22 protein-coding genes are annotated in these 22,171 nt (G+C 72.2%); 14 read left to right on the top strand and 8 right to left on the bottom strand.

What is annotated here, in order from left to right; genetic code table 11:
• Positions 1 to 681 (bottom strand): PspC domain-containing protein (locus tag IM767_RS17130; RefSeq protein ID WP_194398920.1); only part of this gene is annotated, 681 nt, incomplete at its 3' end.
• 114 nt (positions 682 to 795) lie between these two features.
• Here IM767_RS17130 and IM767_RS17135 point away from each other — a divergent pair.
• The 6 genes from IM767_RS17135 (at position 796) to IM767_RS17160 (ending at position 7,428) form a co-directional block, all read left to right on the top strand.
• On the top strand, positions 796 to 2,181 hold the full coding sequence (locus IM767_RS17135) for an ATP-binding protein (protein ID WP_109211046.1): 1,386 nt from the start codon (positions 796 to 798) through the stop codon (positions 2,179 to 2,181).
• Positions 2,178 to 2,858: a LuxR C-terminal-related transcriptional regulator gene (locus IM767_RS17140; protein ID WP_109211045.1), complete on the top strand. Its 681-nt coding sequence runs from the start codon at positions 2,178 to 2,180 to the stop codon at positions 2,856 to 2,858. The genes IM767_RS17135 and IM767_RS17140 overlap by 4 nt, the downstream gene beginning before the upstream one ends.
• A 98-nt stretch (positions 2,859 to 2,956) precedes the next feature.
• On the top strand, positions 2,957 to 3,448 hold the full coding sequence (locus IM767_RS17145) for a MarR family winged helix-turn-helix transcriptional regulator (RefSeq protein ID WP_109211044.1): 492 nt from the start codon (positions 2,957 to 2,959) through the stop codon (positions 3,446 to 3,448).
• Entirely contained in the window at positions 3,445 to 3,942 is a 498-nt protein-coding gene (locus IM767_RS17150) for a glutathione peroxidase (protein WP_109211043.1), read from the top strand. Before IM767_RS17145 ends, IM767_RS17150 begins: the two co-directional genes overlap by 4 nt.
• 91 nt (positions 3,943 to 4,033) lie before the next feature.
• Positions 4,034 to 4,915, top strand: a complete 882-nt coding sequence (locus IM767_RS17155) for a CHAD domain-containing protein (protein WP_162564315.1) — start codon at positions 4,034 to 4,036, stop codon at positions 4,913 to 4,915.
• Between the two features lie 56 nt (positions 4,916 to 4,971).
• Complete coding sequence (locus tag IM767_RS17160) at positions 4,972 to 7,428, top strand: ATP-dependent helicase (RefSeq protein ID WP_109211041.1); 2,457 nt, start codon at positions 4,972 to 4,974, stop codon at positions 7,426 to 7,428.
• Positions 7,429 to 7,455: 27 nt separating this feature from the next.
• On the opposite strand, the gene IM767_RS17165 is transcribed toward IM767_RS17160, so the two are convergent.
• The gene (locus IM767_RS17165; RefSeq protein WP_109211040.1) at positions 7,456 to 8,079 is read right to left on the bottom strand and encodes a MerR family transcriptional regulator; all 624 of its coding nucleotides are present in this window, start codon (positions 8,077 to 8,079) and stop codon (positions 7,456 to 7,458) included.
• Positions 8,080 to 8,151: 72 nt separating this feature from the next.
• On the opposite strand from IM767_RS17165, the gene IM767_RS17170 reads away from it, so the two are divergent.
• From IM767_RS17170 to IM767_RS17200, 7 genes are all read left to right on the top strand, one after another.
• The gene (locus tag IM767_RS17170; protein ID WP_109211039.1) at positions 8,152 to 8,568 is read left to right on the top strand and encodes a hypothetical protein; all 417 of its coding nucleotides are present in this window, start codon (positions 8,152 to 8,154) and stop codon (positions 8,566 to 8,568) included.
• A 22-nt stretch (positions 8,569 to 8,590) separates the two neighbouring features.
• Positions 8,591 to 9,745, top strand: coding sequence for an SseB family protein (locus IM767_RS17175; protein ID WP_109211038.1), 1,155 nt, complete (start codon positions 8,591 to 8,593; stop codon positions 9,743 to 9,745).
• Positions 9,746 to 10,036: 291 nt separating this feature from the next.
• A complete protein-coding gene (locus tag IM767_RS17180) occupies positions 10,037 to 10,420 on the top strand; it encodes an ArsR/SmtB family transcription factor (protein WP_109211037.1) in 384 nt (127 codons plus the stop codon).
• Entirely contained in the window at positions 10,417 to 10,893 is a 477-nt protein-coding gene (locus tag IM767_RS17185; protein WP_109211036.1) for an SRPBCC family protein, read from the top strand. Before IM767_RS17180 ends, IM767_RS17185 begins: the two co-directional genes overlap by 4 nt.
• Positions 10,894 to 10,896: 3 nt before the next feature.
• Positions 10,897 to 11,493, top strand: coding sequence for a dihydrofolate reductase family protein (locus IM767_RS17190; protein WP_109211035.1), 597 nt, complete (start codon positions 10,897 to 10,899; stop codon positions 11,491 to 11,493).
• Positions 11,494 to 11,536: 43 nt separating this feature from the next.
• The gene (ligD, locus tag IM767_RS17195) at positions 11,537 to 12,583 is read left to right on the top strand and encodes a non-homologous end-joining DNA ligase (RefSeq protein WP_109211034.1); all 1,047 of its coding nucleotides are present in this window, start codon (positions 11,537 to 11,539) and stop codon (positions 12,581 to 12,583) included.
• Positions 12,576 to 13,094: a nitroreductase family deazaflavin-dependent oxidoreductase gene (locus tag IM767_RS17200; RefSeq protein WP_109211033.1), complete on the top strand. Its 519-nt coding sequence runs from the start codon at positions 12,576 to 12,578 to the stop codon at positions 13,092 to 13,094. The genes ligD and IM767_RS17200 overlap by 8 nt, the downstream gene beginning before the upstream one ends.
• 54 nt (positions 13,095 to 13,148) lie before the next feature.
• Here IM767_RS17200 and IM767_RS17205 read toward each other — a convergent pair whose 3' ends face one another.
• Entirely contained in the window at positions 13,149 to 14,321 is a 1,173-nt protein-coding gene (locus tag IM767_RS17205; protein WP_109211032.1) for a serine hydrolase domain-containing protein, read from the bottom strand.
• Positions 14,322 to 14,421: 100 nt separating this feature from the next.
• A complete protein-coding gene (locus IM767_RS17210) occupies positions 14,422 to 15,468 on the bottom strand; it encodes an ATP-dependent DNA ligase (RefSeq protein WP_109211031.1) in 1,047 nt (348 codons plus the stop codon).
• Positions 15,469 to 15,589: 121 nt separating this feature from the next.
• Here IM767_RS17210 and IM767_RS17215 point away from each other — a divergent pair, with 121 nt between their 5' ends.
• Positions 15,590 to 17,167, top strand: coding sequence for an aspartate:alanine exchanger family transporter (locus IM767_RS17215; protein ID WP_109211114.1), 1,578 nt, complete (start codon positions 15,590 to 15,592; stop codon positions 17,165 to 17,167).
• 33 nt (positions 17,168 to 17,200) lie between these two features.
• On the opposite strand, the gene IM767_RS17220 is transcribed toward IM767_RS17215, so the two are convergent.
• From IM767_RS17220 to IM767_RS17235, 4 genes are all read right to left on the bottom strand, one after another.
• Positions 17,201 to 20,182, bottom strand: a complete 2,982-nt coding sequence (locus IM767_RS17220) for a helix-turn-helix transcriptional regulator (RefSeq protein ID WP_109211030.1) — start codon at positions 20,180 to 20,182, stop codon at positions 17,201 to 17,203.
• A 37-nt stretch (positions 20,183 to 20,219) separates the two neighbouring features.
• Complete coding sequence (locus IM767_RS17225) at positions 20,220 to 20,450, bottom strand: hypothetical protein (protein ID WP_109211029.1); 231 nt, start codon at positions 20,448 to 20,450, stop codon at positions 20,220 to 20,222.
• Between the two features lie 139 nt (positions 20,451 to 20,589).
• Entirely contained in the window at positions 20,590 to 20,778 is a 189-nt protein-coding gene (locus tag IM767_RS17230) for a hypothetical protein (RefSeq protein WP_109211028.1), read from the bottom strand.
• A gap of 206 nt (positions 20,779 to 20,984) precedes the next feature.
• Entirely contained in the window at positions 20,985 to 22,136 is a 1,152-nt protein-coding gene (locus tag IM767_RS17235) for an AI-2E family transporter (protein ID WP_109211027.1), read from the bottom strand.
• Between the last annotated feature and the right edge of the window lie 35 nt (positions 22,137 to 22,171).

A 22,171-nucleotide genomic window follows, 5' to 3' on the forward strand; every position in this document is an offset into this window, starting at 1 on the left:
GGCCGGCGCCCGACCGGCCGGGTCCGCGGTCGCCGCAGGATCCGCGGCGAGAGGGGCGGTCGCGTCGTCACCCGAATCGGACGCGACCGCGGGGGCGGGCTGCGCGGAAGCCGTTCGCGCGCCTGCCCGTGAGGACCGGTCGGCCTGGGCCGCCCGGACGATGAGGAATACGAGCCCGCCGGTGACGGCGAGGCCGAGCACGAACCCGAGGACGCCGAGCACAGAGACGCCGGAGCCGGCGTCCCACGCCCACGGCGCGAAGCCGGTCAGTGCCCACAGCGGCCACAGCAGCACGTTGCGCAGCCACGGGATGACCGGCACGATCCCGACGATCGCGAGGATGATGATGCCGGTCATCGCGGCGTCGTAGCGGCCGCGGAAGAGTTCGCGGAGGTGGATGCGGCCGTCGGTGTCGGGCAGCAGCGCCCAGGCCAGGGCGTAGACGAGGAGCGCCGGGAACCCCAGCAGCGCGACGACCACGAAGATCCCGCGCACGATGATGGGGTCGATCCGCAGGCGGGCGGCGAGCCCGCCGCACACGCCGCCCAGCCACGCGTCGGCGCGCACGACGCCCAGGCCCTCCACCCACGAGAAGAACCGGTCCGACCATGTCGGCAGCCTCGGAGGGGCGGTCGGCGGGGGTCCCGGATCGAGAGGTGGTGCGGAGGTCGTGTCGGTCATGGTTCCACCCTGGCGGCGCCCGGCGAACGCCCGCTATGGGGTGATCCCCTGAGTCGTCCCTGATCCTCGGCGCCCGGTGTGGTCGGGGGTGGTGGGCGATGATTGGATGTGCACATGCCCGCCGCGCCGACTCCTCCGCCTGCCGCAGGTGCGGCGGTGTCCGAGGGCCGGGCGGAGGCGCCGGCGCCCGCATCGGCCGCCCCTCGGCCGCAGCCGCCCGACCGACCGCCGCTGCGACGTCCGCGCGACTGTGCGGTGTCGGGGGTGTCGGCTGGCCTCGCCCGCCACCTGGGCCGGCCGCTGTGGGTGGTACGGGGTGCCTTCATCGCCCTCACCCTCGTGGGGCTCGCGGGCGCCCTGCTGTACGCCTGGCTCTGGGTGTTCGTGCCGTGGGAGGAGCCCGCGGGCGACCCGGCCCGCACGCAGGGCGACGGCGTCTCACAGGTGCGCGCCGAGCCCACCCGCCGCGCTCCCGTCGCATGGATCCTCGCCGGCCTCTCGATCGTGGTGGTGCTGCTGACCGTGGCGGGCATCGCGCTGTTCGGCGCGAACGGCGTCGTGTGGACCTCGCTCCCGGGCTGGACCGGCGGCGTGCTCGTCGCGACCGCGCTCGCGGTGGGCGCCGGCGCGTGGGCGACGCTCGTGGATCAGCGCGATCCGGCGCGGGGGCCTGCGCACGAGAACGTGGTGCGGATCGTCGTGACGGCTGGACTCGCCGTGCTGCTGCTGGCGCAGCTGACGGCGCTGCAGCGGACGGGCGTCGCGGGCTTCGGGTTCGCCCTCGTGACGATCGCCGGCATCGCCCTCGTGTATACGTCGATCCTGGTCGACCGCTGGCGCGAGCTCTCGGGGGAGCGGGTGCGGCGCATCCGCGAGGAGCAGCGGTCCGAGATGGCCGCCCACCTCCACGACTCCGTGCTGCAGACGCTCGCCCTCATCCAGAACCGCGCCGGCGCCTCGAGTGAAGTGGCGCGCCTGGCTCGTGCGCAGGAGCGCGAGCTGCGCGCCTGGCTCTACGACGGGGACGCGCCCGCCGACAGCGACCTGCCCACCGACCTGCGGGACTACGCCGCCGCGCTCGAGCTCGACTACCCGGTGCGGATCGACGTCGTCTCGGCGGGCCTTCCCGCCGAGCGCGCGAGCGGCGAGGTCGCGGCGGCCTCGCGCGAGGCGATGCTGAACGCGGCGCGGCACGCCGGCGGTGAGGTGTCGGTGTACATCGAGGGCAACGCGAGCGCCGTCGACGTCTACGTCCGCGACCGCGGCCCCGGGTTCGACCTCGGCGACATCCCCGACGACAGGCTCGGCATCCGTCAATCCATCCTCGGCCGCATGCGGCGCGCCGGCGGTTCGGCAACGGTGCGACGCGGCGCGGGCGGCGGCACCGAGGTGCACCTGCGGTTCGCCGCACCGCCCCGCGCGACGACCTCCGCGACCACGCCGGCCGGAGCGGCCGAGGGCGGCACAGCTTCCACGCCCGGAGACACGGAGGCCTCGTGACCGACACTCCCGTCCGCGTGGTCATCGTCGACGACCACTCGATCTTCCGCTCGGGCCTGCGCGCCGACCTCGACTCGTCGATCGACGTGGTCGGCGAGGCGGCCGACGCCGCAGCGGCCGTCGCCGTGATCGAGGCCACCCGCCCCGACGTCGTGCTGCTCGATGTGCACCTTCCGGCGGGGCCGGGCGCGGCATCCGGTCCGGACGCCTCCGGAGGAGAGGCCGTCATCCGCGGGGCGTCACCCGCGGTTCCCGCCACCCGCTTCCTCGCGCTGAGCGTGTCGGACGCCGCCGAGGACGTCGTGCGCGTCATCCGCGCCGGCGCCCGCGGCTACATCACGAAGGGCTCCTCGGGCGCCGAGGTGAGCCGGGCGGTCCACACCGTCGCGGGCGGCGACGCGGTGTTCTCGCCGCGGCTGGCGGGCTTCGTGCTCGACGCCTTCGGTGCTGCCGTGGGCGAGACGGCGGCGACCAGCGACGAGCTGGACCGCCTGTCGTCGCGCGAGCAGGAGGTGATGCGGCTCATCGCCCGCGGCTACGCGTACAAGGAGGTCGCCGCCGAGCTCTTCATCTCCATGAAGACGGTCGAGACGCACGTCTCATCGGTGCTGCGCAAGCTGCAGCTGTCGTCGCGGTACGAGCTGACCGCGTGGGCGTCGGCGCGCCGCCTGCTCTGACCTGGGAGGGAACGGACGCCGCGGCCGCCGACATCCGTCACCGCACGCACGACGCGAGATCCCTTGTATCCCAATAGTTGGTATGCAAAGCTCTTTCCATGGCCGCGCACGCGACGACACTCGAATCCTCGGTGTGCTTCGCGCTCTACTCTTCGATGCAGACGACGCTGCAGCTCTATCGCGACCTCCTCGCACCGTGGGGCCTGACCTACCAGCAGCTCATGGTGCTCGCGGTCGTCTGGGAACGCGGCGACGTCTCACCGGGGGAGCTCGCAGAGACGCTCTGCCTCGACGCCAGCAGCGTGTCGGGGCTCGTCGGGCGGCTGGAGCGCATGGGATTCCTCCAGCGCGAGCACCGCGCGTCCGACCGGCGCTCGGTGCGCGTCACGGCCACAGAGCACGCCCTCGAGGTGCGCGGCGAGCTCGGCCACATCGAACGCTGCGTGGCCGAGGCCATGCAGGTCACCCCCGCCGACGCGGAGGCCGTCGTCGCGACGCTCCGCTCCCTTCGCGGCTCGATGCTCCGCTACGACGCGCGGGCGGCGGTCGCGGCATCCGCCTCACGATCCCCCAGGAAGGACAGCGCATGACCCTCGAAGACATCCCCGTCACCACCATCCACGGCGAGCAGACCACCTTCGGCGACCTGGTCGACGGAAAGCTCGCCCTCGTCGTCAACGTCGCCTCCCGCTGCGGACTCTCGCCGCAGTACGAGCAGCTCGAGGCCCTGCAGAAGGCATATGCCGACCGTGGCTTCACCGTGGTCGGCTTCCCGAGCAACCAGTTCCTGCAGGAGCTGTCGACCGAAGAGGCCGTCGCCGAGTACTGCTCGACGACGTGGGGCGTGACCTTCCCGATGTCGGAGAAAGTGCGCGTGAACGGCCGCAGCGCCCACCCGCTGTACAAGGAGCTCACCGGAACCCCCGACGTCGACGGCAACAAGGGCCGGATCACGTGGAACTTCGAGAAGTTCCTCGTGAGCCCCACCGGCGAGGTCAAGCGGTTCTCGCCGCAGACCAAGCCCGACGCGCCCGAAGTCGTCGACACGATCGAGGCGTGGCTGCTCGAAGGCGAGAGCGCGTAGCGCGGAGACGGATGCCGCAGCACGCGGCATCCGTCCGCAGCACGCGCCGCGGTCGGAGCCGGTCCCGCCGATGGCCTCTAGGCTCGGGACCGTGGGCGGTGCGCAGAAGGACCTCACGATCACAGCGGTGCTCGCGCGGATCGTGCGCGGCGCCGCGGAGCAGGTCGAGGCCACGGCGGCGGCGGCGCTCGCCGACGAGCCGGACGGCGTCCACCAGCACCGGGTCCGCGTGCGGCGGCTGCGCAGCGTGCTCGCCGGCTTCGAAGACGAGCTGGACGCGCGCGCGGCACAGCGGCTGCGGGTGCTCTTCGCACAGTGGGGGAGCGAGCTCGGCGTCGTGCGCGACATCGAGGTGCGCGCGACGGTCGCCGAAGAGACTCTGGCGGAGGCCGGGATCGACGACCCCGCCGTCGTGCGGCGGCTCGTCGACAGCGAGCGCGGGGCGTACACCGTCGCCCACGCGCGGCTGGTCGACCTCGCGCGCGAGCCACGGGCGCTGGAGAGGGACCGGGAGCTGCGCGAATTCGTCGACGCGCTGGTCGTGGTCGAACCCGAGCGCAAGGCCGCTCCCGTGCTGTCGGACGCGCTGCAGGCGCAGACCAAGCGCGTTCTGAAGGCCGGACGCCGTCTCGATGAGTCCGACGAGCGCTATCACGACGTCCGCAAGGCCGCGCGCCGGGCCAAATACGTCGCCGAAGCGGTCGCGGAGGCGGCCCCGGGCCTGTGGACCGAGAAGGTCGAGGCGCTGGCGGCGGCCGGAGACGATCTGCACGACGCGCTCGGCGACCACCGAGACGGCATGCTCCTGGCCCGCCATGCCCGGCGCCAGGGCGCGCTGGCTGCCCGCGCCGGCGAGCGGTCCGACGCGTACGACACGATCGCGGACCTGGCGCAGAGCGCGGCCGAGGACAAGCTGGCCGAGGTGCCGAAGGCGCTGCGGCAGCTCAAGGACGCGGCATCCGATCTCCCATGATGGCCACGTCGCCGCCCGACACGGGTGTCGGTGCGCGCGCCTAGACTTGACGAGCAATGACGGACGCCAGCACCCCACTCATCGTCGGCAGAGACATCGGCCCGCAGGCCCCCGGGGCACGAGCGGACGACGACCTGCTCGCCGGGCTCAACCCGCAGCAGCGCGAAGCCGTGACCTATCGCGGCCAGGCGCTGCTCATCGTCGCGGGCGCGGGGTCCGGCAAGACGAGCGTGCTGACGCGCCGCATCGCGTCGCTGCTGCGCAACCGCGAGGCGTGGCCCAGCCAGATCCTCGCGATCACCTTCACCAACAAGGCGGCCGGCGAGATGCGCGAGCGCGTCGAGCACCTGGTCGGCGACGCCGCGCGCGGCATGTGGATCTCGACGTTCCACTCGGCGTGCGTGCGGATCCTCCGCCGCGAGGCCGAGCAGTTCGGTTTCACGAAGTCGTTCACGATCTACGACTCGGGCGACTCGCGCGCGCTCATCAAGCGCCTCGTCAAGGAGCATGAGGCCGACGCGTTCGGCCTGACGCCCGCCGCAGTGCAGGGCAAGATCTCGCGCCTGAAGAACGAGCTGGCGGATGCCGAGTCCTACGCCCGCACGGCCAACATGAGCGACCCCGCCGAGCGGGTGTTCGTCGAGCTGTTCGCCGCGTACCAGCGCGAGCTGCAGCGGGCCAACGCGTTCGACTTCGACGACCTCATCGCGCAGACGGTGTTCCTGTTCCGCGCGTTCCCCCAGGTCGCCGACGTGTACCGTCGCCGCTTCCGCCACGTGCTGGTCGACGAGTACCAGGACACCAACCACGCGCAGTACGCGCTGATCCACGAACTGACCCGCCCGCCCGGGTCGGACGCCGCGCCCCTCGCCGGGTCCGGCGGCATGATGATCTTCGAGCCCGAGCCGGCCGCCGAGGACGGCGCCTCGCTCACCGTGGTCGGCGACTCCGACCAGTCCATCTACGCCTTCCGCGGCGCCGACATCCGCAACATCAGCGAGTTCGAGAAGGACTTCCCGGGCGCCAAGGTCGTGCTCCTCGAGCAGAACTACCGCTCGACGCAGAACATCCTCTCGGCCGCGAACGCCGTCATCAGCCACAACTTCGACCGCAAAGACAAGCGCCTGTGGACCGACGTCGGCGAGGGCGAGAAGATCATCGGCTTCACCGGCTACTCGCAGCACGACGAGGCGCAGTTCGTCGCCGACGAGATCGAGACCCTCCGCCGCGCGGGCGTCGCGTACTCGCAGATCGCGGTCTTCTACCGCACCAACTCGCAGTCCCGTGCGCTGGAAGAGATCTTCATCCGCTCGGCCCTGCCCTACAAGATCATGGGCGGCACGAAGTTCTACGAGCGCGCCGAGATCAAGGACGCCCTGGCCTACCTCGTGGCGGTCGCCAACCCGGCCGACGAGATGGCGATGCGCCGCATCATCAACCGGCCGCGTCGCGGCATCGGCGATGTGACCATCGAGACCATCTCGCGATACGCGGCCGACGAGGGCATCACCTTCCGCGACGCCCTCGCGAACTCGTCGGCGCTGGGCGTCGGGCCCAAGATCCAGGCGGCCATCGCGCATCTGGACGCGGTGCTGGCCGAGGCATCCGAGATCATGCTCCCTGCCTCGGGCGAGCTCGCCCCGCCGACCGCCGTCGCCGACGGGCTGCAGCTGCTGCTGAACAAGAGCGGCTACTACGACGCGCTGCGCGCCAGCAAGGACGCCCAGGACGAGGCCCGCATCGAGAACCTCGACGAGCTCATCGCCGTCGCACGCGAGTTCGCGCGCAACAACCCCGAGGGCACGATCCTCGACTTCCTCACCGAGGTGGCGCTCGTGTCCGACGCCGACGACCTCGAAGACGCCTCCGGCTCGGTCGCGCTCATGACGATGCACACGGCCAAGGGCCTCGAGTACGACGCCGTCTTCGTGACCGGGGTCGAGGAGGACCTCATCCCGCACCGCATCTCGGCCAACGAGCCCGGCGGCCCGCAGGAGGAGCGGCGGCTGTTCTACGTCGGTATCACGCGGGCCCGCCAGCGCCTGTACCTCTCGCTCGCGATGACCCGCGCGCAGTTCGGCGAGGTCACCGTGGCGATGCCGAGCCGGTTCCTGCAGGAGATCCCCGTCGAGCTGCTGCACTGGCGCCAGTCGCCCGGCGACGTCAACTCCCGCGGCGGCACCCAGTCGCGCGCGCTCAACGCGCGACGCGGATCGGGGTCGGGCTTCGGCGGCGGCTCCGGCGGGCGGCGCTACGGCGACGACCTCGTGCCGCTCGCGCGCCGCGAGCCGTCGACCAACCTCGAGCGCTTCGCGAACAAGATCCCCGCCAAGGTGCGCGACAACGGCGACCTCGAACTGGCGCCGGGCGACCGCATCCGTCACGACGACTTCGGCGAAGGGCGGGTGGATGCCGTGACCGGCGACGGCGCCAAGCGCGTCGCGCACGTCCGCTTCGACTCGGCGGGGCCGAAGAAGCTGCTGATCAAGATCGCGCCGATCGAGAAGCTCTGACCGGAGTCCTCCGCTGATGTCGTGGCGTCAGGGGGCGCTGTCGTCGGCCGGCGCACCCTCGACCAGCAGGTGGTGGTGGGCGAGCCGTCGCAGCGAGAGCATGACGGGTTCGTAGAGGGCCGTCCCCAGGACGGCGTAGGTCACCGCTGCGGAGCGCTCCATGGACGACACCGGTGCGATCTCCTCGGCCGCCACCTGGCGCATCGCGTCGCCGTAGCGGCGCAGGACGGCGGGGGAGGCATCCAGCCCGGCAGCCTCCAGGGCGCGCAGCGCCTCGTCCAGCTGAGCGACCGCGGTGAAGTCGGCGTCGTAGGTGAGGCCGAGCTCGGCGATCGCAGCGCGGGCGCGCGGGTAGTCGCCGCGGTCGCCGTCGACGTACGGCGGAAGCGCACCGACCGCGCGGCCGAGGGTTTCGATCGGGTCGTCGTCCGGTGCGTCCACCAGGGCGAGGATGTCGCGGACGCGCGACAGCGACAGGCCTCGCACGTCCGCGAGCGCGGCGATCAGACGCAGGCGGGCGAGGTGTTCGTCGCCGTACTCCGCCCGCGTCGTGGAGAGCGCCTCACCCCGGGGGAGCATGCCCTCGCGGATGTAGAACTTGACCGTCGCGACGGGCACGCCGCTTCGCTCCGACAGCTCTGAGATCTTCATGGCGCCTCCGTCTTGACATTGGATACTATAGCTATCCAATATTGGAGAGTCGAACTATCCAAGGAGTTCAGCATGGACCCGATCCTGACGATCGTCGCCGGCGCGACGATCCTCACCGTCATCGGCATCATGTCCGGCGGCGCATTCCTTCTGCGCATCGCGTCCCGCGGACTGCCCTTCAACGGACTGCAGAAGACGTTCTTCCGGGCCGGCCACGCCCACGCCGGGGTGCTGGTGCTGCTCGGGCTGGTGAGCCTGCTGCTCACCTCAGCCGCGGGAGCCGCGCTTGCCTGGCAGTGGGCGTCGGTCGGCGTGCTCGCCAGCGCGATCCTCATCCCGGCCGGATTCTTCCTGTCGGTGCTCGGGCAGGATCCGCAGCGGCCGGGCCGCGCGATCGCGCTGCTGTGGGCGGGGGTCATCGTGCTGGCCGCCTCGCTTCTGGCCGTCGGTGTCGGCGTGATCGCAGCGGGGGTCGCGGCGCTCGGGTGACCGTGGCGGTTAGGCTCGCACAATGGCCTTGTTCTCGCGCCGTCCGAAGAAGCCCGCCGACGAGCCGACTCCCGCGGCCGAATCGTCCGCCCCCGCCGAAGCGGCGTCCGACGCCTCGTCGGAGGCTGTGGCGGACGACGGTTCGAGCGCTCGCGACGACGTGGCCGTCGGTGAGCCGGGCCCCTCGGCCCCCGCGGATGCGCAGACGCATGCCGCAGCATCCGTCTCCATCTCCGTCTCGTCGTACGGCGGACTCGGGGTCTCTCCGGCTGCTCCCAAGCCGGCGACTGCGGAGCCCGCGGCGGCTGCGGAGGGAACCGCGGCCACGTCAGCCTCGCCCGGACCCCGGCCCCGGGTCGGAACCCGCGAGTGGATGCGCACAGCGCCCGAGCAGACCGAGACCGTGCCGGGGCTGCGCGACAACGCGCTGCTGCGCGCGGCGCTCGGCCGCATCGGCGACGCCCCCGCGTCGCAGGCGCTGCTCGACGTCGCACGGCAGCTGCTGCAGGGGCATGTCTTCCTGCGGGTCAAGGGCGACGCCCGCGCGCTGCTCGCCGAGGGGAAGGGCCTGCCCCTCGCCGTCGCCCACTCGAACGAGCGCACGTTCGCGCTCGTGTACTCCAGCGGCGCGGCGCTGCAGGCGAGCCTCAAGGCCGACGGCGACGCCGACACCTCGGCCATGGGGCAGCCGGTGCTCACCGTGCTGCGGCATGTGCTCGCGAGCTCGTACGACGGCATCATCATCGATCCCGCCTCGTCGCCCTCGCGGGCTGTGCTGCCCAAGGAGCTGCTGCAGCGCGCCCTCGACCAGGCGGACCCTGAACTCACCGTCAAGACGCTCCTCGCAGCGGAGCGCACGCCCGAGGTCGAGGGCAAGGTGGCCGAGGCGCTGACCCGCGTTCCGCTGTGGGTCGCGGTCGGGCAGGCCGAGGGAGGCGTCCCGGGACTGGCGGAGGGCCGCGACGCCGACGGCGCCCGCTACCTCGAGGTGTACTCGCACCCGCTGGAGATCGCCGCGCTCGGACGCGGCGACAACGCCGCGCCCATCACCGGAGCCCAGCTCGGCCGCGCGCTGCGCGCAGAGCCGGACCTCAGCGGACTCGTGGTCGATCCCGGCGGGCCGTGGATCCGGCTCACCCGCGACGACCTCGCGCCGGTGCTCGCCCTCGCTGACTGACGCCCGCGCCGGCCGAGCAGCTGGGAATCGGCGCGCGGCGGTCCGACCGCACGGTCCTCATTGAGGACGAGAGCCGAGGTGAGGGGCCATTCGCGCCCTTAGTCCCTCATCTCGGCCCAGGTCCTCATTTGAGGAGCGGCTCGGCAGGGCAACAGGCCTCTCGCAGGACCGAACCGCCCATCCGGTCCCGTGAAGACGCCGTCGACCCGCCGAACACCGCGATAGGGGTTGACTGCGGCGTCGGCGTCGTGTGTAATCAACACGTACATTGATAAAAGGATGTGTTGAACAATGGACGACGACCAGCTCGATCGGGCATTCGTGGCACTGGGAGACCCGGTGCGACGCGCGATCGTGGCGCGCCTGAGCCGCGGGCCGGCGACCGTCGGCGAGCTCGCCGAACCGTTCCCGATCACGATGCAGGCGATCTCGCGGCACATCAGGGTGCTCGAGGACGCGGGTCTGGTGACCCGCTCGCGCGACGCACAGCGCCGACCGGTCCACCTCGACGCCGCGGCCCTCGAGCAGCTCACCGCCTGGATCGACCGCTACCGCCTCGACGCCGAGCGCGCCTACCGACGGCTCGACGCGGTGCTCGCGGCCGCGGCATCCGCTCCGTCCTCGCACACCTTGCAGAACCCTCGCACGACCGACACGAAGGAGAAGCAATCATGAGCAACCCGCTCATCATCGAAGCCGTTCCCGGTACGTCGTACGCCGACATCACGCGCGAGTTCGACGCTCCGGTCGAGGCGCTGTTCCGCGCACACGCCGATCCGGTGCTGTTCGCGCAGTGGATCGGGCCGGGCGACGAGCGCACCGAGATCACCCACTGGGACTTCCGCACCGGCGGCGGCTACCGTTTCGTCCAGCGCGACGCCAATGGCGAGTACGGGTTCCGCGGGGTGTTCCACACGGTCCGCGAGAACGAGCTGATCATCCAGACGTTCGAGTTCGAAGGCTGGCCCGACGAGGTCAGCATCGACTGCATCCGCTTCGAGGCGCTCGACGGCGGTCGGTCGCGCCTGGTCGACCACAGCGTGTTCTCGACCGTCGAGGTGCTCGAGAGCATGCAGTCCGAGGGCATGGAGCGGGGCATGCGCGAGGGCTACGACAAGCTCGACGCTCTCCTCGCCGAGGAGGGCTGAGCGATGGGCAAGGTCGTCAGCTCCGCGTCGATGTCGCTCGACGGCTTCGTCGCACACGGGAACAACGACCCCGGCCGGCTGTTCGACTGGTACGAGGCGGGCGAGGTCGAGGTCGTGACCGCGAGCGAGCCCGCATCCTTCCACCTCACGCCGACGAGCGCCGAGTACTGGCGGGAGTGGGTGGGGCAGATCGGATGCCTCGTGGTCGGCCGCCTGCTCTTCGACATCACCGACGGGTGGAGCGGCGCGCATCCGCTGGGGGTGCCGTTCGTCGTGCTCACGCACGAGGCGCCGGCCGACTGGGCGCACGCCCACACGGGCAACGCCCACTTCGTCACCGACGGCATCGAGGCGGCCGTCGCGCTCGCCCAGCGGATCGCCGGCGATCGCACGGTGGCCCTCGCCGCGGGGACGATCACCGGGCAGGCGCTGGCCGCGGGCCTCGTCGACGAGGTCGCGGTCGACCTCGTACCCGTCGTGCTCGGCACAGGGCACCGCTACTTCGCGGACGTCGACCCCGCCGCCGTGCGGCTGGGCGACCCGACGGTGATCATCCCGAGCACGCGCGTGACGCACATGGTGTTCCCCGTCGAGAAGTGAGGGCAGGGTGACGGATGTCGCGGCCGCCCGCTAGCGTCGAGCCATGGCGTCTCCGCGCATCACCCTCACCGTGCCCGGCCCCGACGGTGATCGCGAGGTGGGGATCTCGAACCCCGACCGCGTGATCTGGCCGGAGCTCGGCATCACCAAGCGCGAGCTCGCCGAGTACCTCATTGCGGTGCGCGAGCCGTTCCTGGCCGCCAACGGCGACCGGCCGGTGTCGCTGGAGCGCTTCCCCGACGGCGTCGAGGGGGAGCGCTTCTACTCGAAGAACCCGCCCAAGGGTGCGCCGGCGTTCGTCGAAGCCCAGACGGTCACCTACAACAGCGGGCGGCGGCATCCGCAGATCATCCTCACCGAGATCGCCGCCGCTGTGTGGGCCGTGCAGATGAACACGATCGTCTTCCACCCGTGGGCGTCGCTCACGGCCGACACCGACAATCCGGTCGAGCTGCGGATCGACCTCGACCCGCAGCCGGGGACGGATTTCGCGGATGCCGCGGCCGTCGCGCCCGCGTTGCGCGACGTCCTCACAGACGCGGGGCTGACGGCGTTCCTCAAGACCAGCGGCAATCGCGGCATCCACGTGTTCTGCCCGATCGAGCCGGAGTGGGAGTTCCTCGACGTGCGGCACGCGGTCATCGCCGCGGGGCGGGAGCTGGAACGGCGGCATCCCGACAAGGTCACGATGAACTGGTGGAAGGAGGAGCGCGGCGAGCGCATCTTCATCGACTTCAACCAGGCCAACCGCGACCGCACGATGGCCGGCGCCTACAGCCCGCGCGCGCTCCCCGCCGCGACCGTGTCGACACCGCTGACGTGGGACGAGCTCGAGGCGGGCGTCGACCCGGCGGCGTTCACGGTGCGGACGGTGCCGCAGCGCCTGGCCGACACGGGCGACCCGTGGGCGGACCTGCTCGCCAAGCCCGGACGCATCGACACGCTCCTTGAGTGGTGGCAGCGCGACCTCGACGATGGCCTCGGCGAACTGCCGTTCCCGCCCGACTTCCCGAAGATGCCGGGCGAGCCGCCGCGCGTCCAGCCCAGCCGCATCAACCCCGAGAACTGGCCGAAGAAGGCGGATGACTGAAGCGCTCACCGACCCCAGCCAGGCGGCCCACGGGCCGGGGTTCGCGGACCGGCTGACCGCACGTCTGCTCCAGACGCGCTGGCTGATGCGGATGCCGATCCCGCTGTACCGCGCCGGGCTCGGCTGGCTGCTGGGCGAGCGCCTCGTGATGATCGAGCACGTCGGCCGGGTCTCGGGCGAGCCGAGGTACGTGGTCGTCGAGGTGGTCGAGCGCGAGCGGAACGTGCTGCGGGTCGCGTCGGGGTTCGGCACCCGGTCGCAGTGGTACCGCAACCTCCGCGCGCACCCGATCGCGCACCTCAGCACCGGGCGCGCCCGACGCGTGCGCGCCGCCGCGCGGCTGCTGGACCGGGCGGAGTCCGAAGCCGTGCTGGATCGGTACGCGGTCGTCCATCCCGACGCGTGGAAGCACCTCAGCTCCGCCATGGAGTATGCCGCCGGCGGCGACGTGTACGTCCCCGTCGTCGAGTTCACACCGCCGGGCGCACCGCCGGGCCGAGCGGAGGCCTGACCGGGCGCTTCGACAGGCTCAGCGACCGCGCTCCGACAGGCTCAGCGGCCGGGATCACGGCGAGTCGGAGAGATCCGCGAGGACGAGCGTTGCGAGGCCGACCGCGGTCGCGCTCGCGAACCCGTGGTTGCCGCGCACGTCGTCGACGGTGACCTCGGAGACGATCACCGAGACGGCATCCCTCACCGGATCGACGACGATGGCGGTTCCGCCCTCGCCCTGGGCGTAGAACACGCCACCCTCGGGATCGACCCACCACTGGTACCCGTAGCCGATCGCTCCGTACCCCACCGTGGCGACGAGAGGATTGGTCGCCTCCACGGCCCAGGTGGCCGACACCACCTGCTCGCCGTCCCAGACGCCCTCGTCGAGCAGCAGCTGTCCGATGCGCAGCAGGTCGGTCGCGCGCAGCCGCAGGTGCGTGAAGCCGAGATTCACACCCTGCGGATCGGCGGGCCATGCCACCTCTGCCTCCTCGTATGCGCGCAGGAGTGCCGCGGTGTCTCCCGCCGGCGTGAAGCGCTCCTCCCACCGAGGTCGGGTGTCGATGCCGAGCGGTTCGAAGAGCGCCTCCTCCGCGAAACGCAGAGGCGACATGCCCGTCGCCTGGGCCACGACGGCGGAGAGGATGTGCGTCCCCGCCTCCGAGAAGAGGAAGGCGCCGTCGCCCGGCCCGCGGGCCGCCCGGTCCACGAGGATCGCGGCGACCCAGTCGGGCTGCGCATACAGATCGGCCGGGCCGCCCCGGATGTCGCGCTCCTCGGACGTCGGCGCGAAGTTCGCCGTGTGGGTGAGCACGGACTTCAGCTGGATGGCCGCGGTCTCGGGGGTGAGGACGCCCGCGTAGGCCGGCAACAGCTGACCGAGCGTGGCATCGACCCCGGGGATGAGCCCGCGGTCGACGGCGATCCCGACGAGCGTCGAGGTCACTGCCCGTGTGACGCCCCTCACGTCCCACGTGTCCTCCTCGGTCGCCTCCTGATACATCTCGAAGACGACGTCGCCGTGCTGCTGCACGAGCAGCGCGCGAACGGCCTCGTCGCCGTACAGCGTGCCGAAGACCGCGTCGATGTCCTCCTGGATCGCCTCGGCGGGGTTCGGCTGCTCCGGCGGTGTGGGCACGGCGGACGAGCACCCCGAGACCAGCAGCGCTCCGATCGCGGCGCACATCAGGGCGACCCGCGTGCCGACACGACCGCGAGAGCTCTGATGGTCGAGGCGGGCCATGGATGCCTCCGTCAGCGGTGACCCTGACCGCACGGTACACCCGCACCGAGCCCGCCGACAGAGCACTGTCCGCGGCCTCGAGCCGTCGCGGACGGCGGTGTCAGAGCAGGACGTCCGCCAGGTCGTACGCGGCGACCACTTCGAGCTGCTCGTACGTGCACGAGCGGGGCTCGCGGTCGGGTCGCCACCGCTCGAACTGCACGGTGTGGCGGAACCGCCAGCCCTCGAGCTGGTCGTAGCGCACCTCGAGCACGCGCTCGGGGCGCAGCTTCACGAACGACGAGTCGGCGCGTCCGGACTGGAACCGCGACGGCTCGCCCTCACCGCGCAGTGCCTCGCCGTCGGCGTCGCGCTGCACGAGAGGCGCGAGCTCGTCGATGAGCTCGAGCCGGCGGGCGTTGCTCCAGGCAGCGACGCCGCCGACGGGGTAGAGCGTGCCGTCCTCGCCGTAGAGGCCTACCAGCAGCGAGCCGACGCCTTCTCCCGACTTGTGGATGCGGTAGCCGAGCGCCACCACGTCGGCCGTGCGGGCGTGCTTGATCTTGAACATCGTGCGCTTGCCCGGCGCGTACGGCTGGTCGAGCGGCTTCGCGACGACCCCGTCGAGTCCCGCGCCTTCGAACTCCGCCAGCCACCGTCGCGCGAGGTCGGCGTCGTCGGTCGTGCGGGTGACGTGCACGGGGTCGGGGACCTCGCGCAGCAGCTCGACGAGCGTCTGCCGGCGCGCCGCGAACGGCTCCTCCTGCAGGTCGCGGTCGCCGACGGCGAGCAGGTCGAAGGCGATGAACATGGCGGGCGTCTGTTCCGACAGCATGTTGACGCGAGAGGCGGCGGGGTGGATGCGCTGCGACAGAGACTCCCAGTCGAGCCGGCGCCGCCCGTCACGCTGGATCGGCACCACGATCTCGCCGTCGAGCAGGCAGGGCTCGGGGAGGAGCCGCGCGAACGCCTCGACCAGCTCCGGGAAGTACCGGGTCAGCGGCTTGGCGCCGCGCGAGCCGATCTCGACGTTCTCGCCGTCCCACGACACGAGGGCGCGGAACCCGTCCCACTTCGGCTCGTAGCTGAGGCCGCCGGCGACCTTCGCGGGATCGGGGACGTCGGGCACGGACTTCGCGAGCATCGGCGCGGGGATCTCGTACGGCATGCGGTCCATCCTGCCGCTCCGCGCCGACACCCGACACCCCGCGACCGCGAGCGGATGCGCGGCGGCTGAAGAGTGGGCAGACTCGGAGCGGACGCGTGCGCGTCCCGAACGGAGGGTGACCGTGGCGACCGTCTTCCAGTTCCTGGCCGAGCGCCCGATCATCGTGCTCTTCGTGCTGATCGGCATCGGCGCAGCCCTCGGCCGTGTGCGCGTCAAGGGCGTCTCGCTCGGCGCCGTCGGGGTGCTGTTCGTGGCGATCGCCATCACGGCGTGGGGCGTGTCGACCGGCGTCACGATCGAGATGCCGGCCGCGGTCGGCGACCTCGGGCTCGTCATCTTCGCCTTCTGCACCGGCCTCATCGCAGGACCGGGCTTCTTCAACGCGCTGCGCACGTCGTACGCGCTGATGCTGGCCGTCACGGGGGTGCTGGTCGTGACGGCCGTCGTGGCCTACCTCGTGGGCTCGGCCCTCGGCATCCCTCCGATCACGATCGCCGGAACGTTCGCCGGCGCGCTCAACAACACCCCCGCGCTCGCCGCGACGGGCGGGAGCCCCGACGCGACCGTCGGCTATGCCAGCGCCTACGTCTACGGGGTGATCGCGGCGATGATCGGCGTCGCGCTCGCCCTGCGCTCCCGAGCCGAGGACACCGACGCCCAGGCGCCGATCGTGGGCAAGCCGATCGAGGTCGACACCACCTCGCGCCCCACCGTGGGCGAGGTCGCGGCGGGCCGCGGCGACCGCGTCGCGTTCTCGCGCCGGCGCTCGGTCGACGGCGAGGTCGAGATCGTCGGACCCGACGCGGCGCTCGAGCCCGGCGACATCGTGAACGTCGTCGGCCCTGCCGACGACGTCGAGGCGGTGACCCTCGAGCTCGGCCACACGTCGGCCATCGACCTCACGCGAGACCGCAGCCGGCTCGACTTCCGACGCATCATCCTGTCCGACGCCCGCCTCGCCGGCCGCACCATCGCGAGCCTGCGCCTGCCCGAGCGGTACGGCGCGACGATCGCGCAGATCCGGCGCGGAGACGTGGAGTTCGTCGCCACCTCCGACTTCGTGCTGCACCAGGGCGACCGGCTGCGCGTGGTCGGCCCGACCGGCTCGATGAAGGAGGTGACCCGCTTCCTCGGCGACTCCGAGCGGGGCTTCGCCGACATCAACCCGGTCGCTCTCGGCCTCGGCATCCTCCTCGGCCTGCTGCTGGGCTCGATCGTGATCCCGCTCCCCGGCGGCGGGCAGTTCAGCCTCGGCTACGCCGCCGGCGTGCTCGTCGTGGGCCTCGTGATGGGGCGCGTCGGCCGCATCGGACGTTTCGTCACGTCGCTGCCGAACACCGCCTCGAGCGTGCTCGCGGAGCTCGGCCTCCTCATCTTCCTCGCGTACGCCGGCACGAAGGCCGGCGCTCAGATCCTGTCGGCGATCGCGTCGGGCGAGGTGGTGCGCCTGCTGCTGCTCGGCGCCGTGCTCACCACCTTCTTCATCGGCGCGACCTTCCTCCTCGCGCGCCACGTCTTCCGGCTCGGCGGAACCCGGCTGTCGGGCGCGATCGGCGGCGCGCAGACGAACCCCGCGATCCTCGGCTTCGCCAACTCCCGCACCGACTACGACGTCCGCGTCGCCCTGGGCTACACCCTGGTGTACCCGGCGGCGATGGTCGTGAAGATCCTCCTCGCGCAGGTGCTCGTGGAGCTGTGAGGACGGATGCCGCGCCGCGGCTCGCCGTCCGGCTCAGGTCGACGCCGCCGCCGGCGACCCGGCCGATGCGGTGTACAGCGCCGCGGCCTCGGCGCGGTTGGCGGCCCCGATCTTGGCGAGGATCGCCGACACGTGGACGGACGCCGTCTTGGGGCTGATGAACAGCCGCCGGCCGATCTGCGGGTTCGTGAGGCCTTCGGCCACCAGCTCGAGCACCTGCAGCTCGCGCGGGGTGAGCGTCGCGATCACACCGTCGTCCTGCGCAGCTGCGCCGGCGCCGCCGGGCTCGAGCCTGGCGCGCGCGGTGAGCTCGGCGGCCCAGCGTGCCACACGGCTCACCCCGTCCCCGGGCGCGGTGGCGACGATGCCCGTCAGGATCGCTGCGGCCGTGTCCCGGTCGCCGGAATCCAGGAGCGCCTGAGCGAGGCGGTACCGGGCGACGTGCCGGTGCCAGATCGGCATCAGCTCGATCGTCGATTCCGCGGTGAGGGCATCCCACGCGGCGGCGCGGTCCGCGGGCGACCCGTCGACGTCCGCGAGCAGGGCCCGCACCATGCCGGCGCCCGCCTGTGCCGCCGGGTGCGGGGGCCACGCGTCGATCGCCGAACCGAGCCGGTCGCGCAGCTCGGGAGGCGCGGTGCGTCCGTGCCCGAGTGTGAGGAGCGCCGCCGTGACTACGGCGTAGCGTCGGACCGCCGGTGATCCGGTCTCGGAGGCGGCGACGTCGAAGACATCGGAGAGCACGTCTGCGACGGCATCCGCGTCTGCACCGTCCGGAGCGAGGATCGCCTCGGCGCGCTCGACCGCCCACCACCCGTGCTTGTCGGGGTAGCGGCGCCGGGAGTCCTCGATCGTCGGGCGCTCCACGACGAGCAGGTCGTCGCGCTCGGCCATCCGGTCGTCCCACGCGAGGTGGGAGGCCAGCAGCCTCACCACGGACGCGCCGTGTAGCGGACTCATCAGCCGGCGCGAGCGCTGCGCGTAGCGCCGCGCGGCCTCGGCGCGGCCGGTGGCGAAGAGCGCCTGCGCCAGCGCGTACGCGAGGCCCGAGCCTGAGCCGCGCTCGATCCCCGCGCGCACGACGTCGTCGTAGTGCTGGGCGCCGACGACCGCCGCGTCGTCGAAGCGTCCGACCCGCAGGAGCATGTCGGTGAGGGCACTGCCCGCGTAGGCGCGCAGCGGCGGCTCCACCCGCAGCGTCGCGGCGCGCTCCAGCGGCTGCAGGGCGCCCAGCTCGTCGTCCTCGTCGCCGGCGATGCGCCACGCCTCGACCGTGAGCGCGACGGCGAGGGCGTCGTCGTCGCCGGCTTCCTCGGCCAGCGCGATGGCTCGTGCGGCGTGCGCCGCCGCCTCCTCGCCGTGCTCGTCGAGGGCGATGTTGGTGAGCACGCGCGACAGGAGCACCCGGGCGCGGGGGTCGTCGATGCCCTCCAGCAGTGCGACGGCCTCGTGGAGGTCCTCGGTGCGGCCGCGGTGCTCGAGGTTGTAGGTCTCGACGAAGCGCTGCCGCAGCAGCCCCGCCCGCGTCAGCGGGTCGTCGTCGCACACGCACAGACCCTCGTTCGCCGATCGTAGCGAGCGCTCGGCCTCACCGAGGTCGTGCCAGGCCTCGGCGGCGTCGAGGTGCAGCTCGGGCAGCGTGGTGCCGGCACGCACCTGCGCGTCGGGCACCTGGTCCCACAGTTCGGCGAGGCGCTCGGTGAGCTTCGCGGCCGTGGCAGGAGAGAACCGTGAGCGCGACTGCCGCAGCGCGGCGACCGTGGCGTCGAATGCGGCGGGGAGATCGCGGGCGGCGAGCCAGTGCTCGGCAGCGGCTGAGGCGTCGTCGGGGGAGTCGCCGCGGTGGTCGCGCAGATGCTCGGCGTACCGGCGGTGCACGCGCACGCGCTCGCTTGGCAGCATCTCGCCCTCGACGGCCTCGCGAGTGAGGGCGTGACGGAACCGGTAGCCGGCGCCGTCGGCGAGGATGACCCGCGTGTCGATCGCCTCGCGCACGGCGTGGTCGAGGGCGTTCTCGTCGAGCGCCGTCACCGCCGCGAGCACGTCGTCGTCGACGTGCATGCCGCCGGCCGCCATCGTGCGCACGGCCTGCTGCGCGTCGTCGCCGAGCCGTGCGTAGCGGGCGAGCACGAGCTCGCGCAGCGTGTCGGGGAGGGAGCGGTCGCCGAGGTCGACGAGTTCTTCGACGAGGAACGGGATGCCGCCGCTGCGCTCCGCGAGCGCCTCCACGAAGCGCGGGTCGCGGCCGCCGACCAGCTGCGCGACCTGCTCGGCGACCTCGTCGGGGCTGAGCGGCGTCACCTCCACGCGGACGACCGAGCGCGTGCGGTCGAGCTCGGCGAGCACGGGGCGCAGCGGATGGAACCTGTCGATGTCGTCGGAACGGTAGGTCGCGACGATGGTCAGATGAGGGCCCCGGAGCGTGCTGGCGAGAGTCTTCAGCAGCGCCATGGTCGCGGCATCCGCCCACTGCAGGTCCTCGAGCACGACGACGACGTGACGTCGCTGCGAGAGGCGCTCCAGGAGCACCTCGATCGCCTCGGCGAACTCGCCGGCGGGCTCGTCGGCCTCGGGCGTCACCTCGGTGATGCCGGGGACCAGCGCCGCGAGGCTCGCGATCGCGGCGGCCGAGCCGGCGGCCTCGCGCAGCGCGACGGTGCCGACGGCCGCGTGCAGATCGCGCAGCACGCGGCGGACCGGCCCGAAGGGGGCGCCGATCGGGCCGAGGTCGACGCACTGCCCGAAGGCGACGACCGGCCCTTCGACCGCCGACCCGCTGACCGCGGTCGAGCCGCCGCTCGGGGAGGAGCCGCTGTTCGTCGCGGCGGCGCCGAGCGGGTCGGACGTCACGAGCGACAGGAACTCCTGCACGAGCCGGGTCTTGCCGACGCCGGCCTCACCGCGGACGACGACGGTGCGCGGTGTGCCGGCGGTGCCGTCGTCGAAGGCCTCGAGCAGCGCGGCGAGCTCGGCGTGACGGCCGACCATGCGCGGGCTCGAGGACGGTGCGGGCATGGTCATATCGTGGCACCTCCCGCCCGGGGGCGGACGGTCATCGCGCGGCGGCGACGCTCGAGCGCCGGGGGGAGCGGCGCCAACCGAAGTGGCGTCCGGTGGCGTCGACGGATGCCGCGGCCTGCGCGCCCGCGTCGACCGAGGCCCTGCTTGCCCGGTGCTGCTCCGTCTCCCGCTCCGCCCGACGCGCGAGGATCTCGACATCGCGGCGGAGGTCGGCCGCGCGGTGAGCATCGAGCATCGTGGCCACATACGTCGTGTCGTTCATCTGCGTCTCCTGTCGAGCGGCCCGCCGTGGCGGGTTGTCTTACCTCTAGGACTGTCCTCGCTAAGGGGTGCCTGCCTCATCGGACGGATGCCCTATCTCCGGGACGGAGACGACTCAGATCCTGGCCCGCGGAACGGCTTCAGGCGAAGGCTGCCCGCCGCCGCGGACTGAGCAGCGCGGAGCGGAACCAGGCGGCGAGCCTGCGGCCGCGGGGCGGCGTGAGGGTCAGGCCGCGGTCGCGATGGGCGACCATCAGCTGGTTCTCGCGATCGATCTCCGCCACACGGTGGGCGTGGAGGATGTGGGCGCTGTAGACGATGTCGGTCATGAGGGTCTCCCGTCTGCGGCACAGCCGGTCGGCGGCTGCGGTCGTGCTGACGGGTACGACTCTGCTCGCTAAGGCGGGCGCTCCCCATCGGACGGATGCCCTGTCTTGGTGGGGGCGGCTACCTTAGCGACGCGAAGCCGGGGCTAGGGCGCCGATCGGTCCGCGGCAGGTTCGGGTGCGCCGGGCGCCCCGCGACCCCGCGCCCGTCAGCCCGCGACCGGCCGTTTCGGGCGCGCCCACCGCGCGGGGAGGTCCACGCCGTCCCACACCTGCACGGCGCCCCACGCGGCAGCCGCGATCGGCACCGCCAGGACGGCGCCGACGATGCCGCCGAGCACCGTGCCCACGGTCAGGGCGACGAGGATGACGAACGCGTGGAGCTTCATCGACCGGCCCATGAGCACCGGCTGCAGGAAGTTGCCCTCGAGCTGGTTCACGAGCACCACGACGCCGACGACGAGCAGGGCGTTCACCCAGCCGTTGGCCACGAGTGCGACCAGCGCGGCGATGATGCCGGCCAGCGTCGCGCCGACGATCGGGATGAAGGCGAGCAGGAACACCAGCACCGAGAGGGGGATCGCCAGCGGCACCTGGAGGATCAGCAGACCGATGAGGATGCCGACCGCGTCGACGAGGGCCACGGTCGCCGTGCCGCGGACGTACGAGCCGAGCACGCCCACCGTCTTGTCGCCGATGCGCCGCGCGCGCATGTAGTTGCTTCCCCGGAACGGCCGCAGCACGAACTCCCACATCTGCGGGCCGTCCTTCAGGAAGAAGAACAGGATCGTGACCATCAGCACGAAGCCGGTCACGAAGTTGGTGATCGCGCTGACGCCCGCCAGAGCACCAGAGCCGAACTGCGCGCTCGTGATGAAGTCCAGGACACCCTCGAGCCATCCGTCGAGCTGCTCCTGCGTGGGCGCGAAGGGGAGGGTCTGCACCCAGGCGATGACGTCCTGGATGCCGTCGACCGCCTGGTCGTACAGCTCATCCCACTGGTCGCGCACCGCCCACACGATGAGCCAGCCGATCCCGGTGAGGATGAGCGTGATCGCCAGGAGCGTGAGGACGGTCGCGAGCACGGCCGGCACGCCGCGCCGTCGCATCCATCCCATCACGGGCGCGAACGCGCATGCGAGGATGAGCGCGATCGTGAGCGGAATCGTGACGAGGGTGAGGAACTGCAGCGCGAAGATGATGCCGCCGACGACCGCCACCACCACGATGATCTGGATCGCCCGGATGCCGAGCTTGCCGAAGCCGTCGGCCCACAGGCTCCACGGCGGCTGCGTCGCCTTCGGCTCGACGTCGTGCGAGTCGAGGACGACGCGCTGCGGGTCGTTCCGGAACAGTCCCATGCGCCGAGCGTATTGGGCGCGGAGCGTCCCGCGGT

The organism is Microbacterium ureisolvens, assembly GCF_015278315.1.
Lineage (GTDB): Bacteria > Actinomycetota > Actinomycetes > Actinomycetales > Microbacteriaceae > Microbacterium > Microbacterium ureisolvens.

Excerpts from the sequence above, each read along its gene's own strand:
- IM767_RS17135 (WP_109211046.1), top strand. The coding sequence starts at position 796 with ATGCCCGCCGCGCCGACTCCTCCGCCTGCCGCAGGTGCGGCGGTGTCC.
- IM767_RS17145 (WP_109211044.1), top strand. The coding sequence starts at position 2,957 with ATGGCCGCGCACGCGACGACACTCGAATCCTCGGTGTGCTTCGCGCTC.
- IM767_RS17150 (WP_109211043.1), top strand. The coding sequence starts at position 3,445 with ATGACCCTCGAAGACATCCCCGTCACCACCATCCACGGCGAGCAGACC.
- IM767_RS17160 (WP_109211041.1), top strand. The coding sequence starts at position 4,972 with ATGACGGACGCCAGCACCCCACTCATCGTCGGCAGAGACATCGGCCCG.
- IM767_RS17165 (WP_109211040.1), bottom strand. The coding sequence starts at position 8,079 with ATGAAGATCTCAGAGCTGTCGGAGCGAAGCGGCGTGCCCGTCGCGACG.
- IM767_RS17170 (WP_109211039.1), top strand. The coding sequence starts at position 8,152 with ATGGACCCGATCCTGACGATCGTCGCCGGCGCGACGATCCTCACCGTC.
- IM767_RS17175 (WP_109211038.1), top strand. The coding sequence starts at position 8,591 with ATGGCCTTGTTCTCGCGCCGTCCGAAGAAGCCCGCCGACGAGCCGACT.
- IM767_RS17180 (WP_109211037.1), top strand. The coding sequence starts at position 10,037 with ATGGACGACGACCAGCTCGATCGGGCATTCGTGGCACTGGGAGACCCG.
- IM767_RS17185 (WP_109211036.1), top strand. The coding sequence starts at position 10,417 with ATGAGCAACCCGCTCATCATCGAAGCCGTTCCCGGTACGTCGTACGCC.
- IM767_RS17190 (WP_109211035.1), top strand. The coding sequence starts at position 10,897 with ATGGGCAAGGTCGTCAGCTCCGCGTCGATGTCGCTCGACGGCTTCGTC.
- ligD (WP_109211034.1), top strand. The coding sequence starts at position 11,537 with ATGGCGTCTCCGCGCATCACCCTCACCGTGCCCGGCCCCGACGGTGAT.
- IM767_RS17200 (WP_109211033.1), top strand. The coding sequence starts at position 12,576 with ATGACTGAAGCGCTCACCGACCCCAGCCAGGCGGCCCACGGGCCGGGG.
- IM767_RS17205 (WP_109211032.1), bottom strand. The coding sequence starts at position 14,321 with ATGGCCCGCCTCGACCATCAGAGCTCTCGCGGTCGTGTCGGCACGCGG.
- IM767_RS17210 (WP_109211031.1), bottom strand. The coding sequence starts at position 15,468 with ATGCCGTACGAGATCCCCGCGCCGATGCTCGCGAAGTCCGTGCCCGAC.
- IM767_RS17220 (WP_109211030.1), bottom strand. The coding sequence starts at position 20,182 with ATGCCCGCACCGTCCTCGAGCCCGCGCATGGTCGGCCGTCACGCCGAG.
- IM767_RS17225 (WP_109211029.1), bottom strand. The coding sequence starts at position 20,450 with ATGAACGACACGACGTATGTGGCCACGATGCTCGATGCTCACCGCGCG.
- IM767_RS17230 (WP_109211028.1), bottom strand. The coding sequence starts at position 20,778 with ATGACCGACATCGTCTACAGCGCCCACATCCTCCACGCCCACCGTGTG.
- IM767_RS17235 (WP_109211027.1), bottom strand. The coding sequence starts at position 22,136 with ATGGGACTGTTCCGGAACGACCCGCAGCGCGTCGTCCTCGACTCGCAC.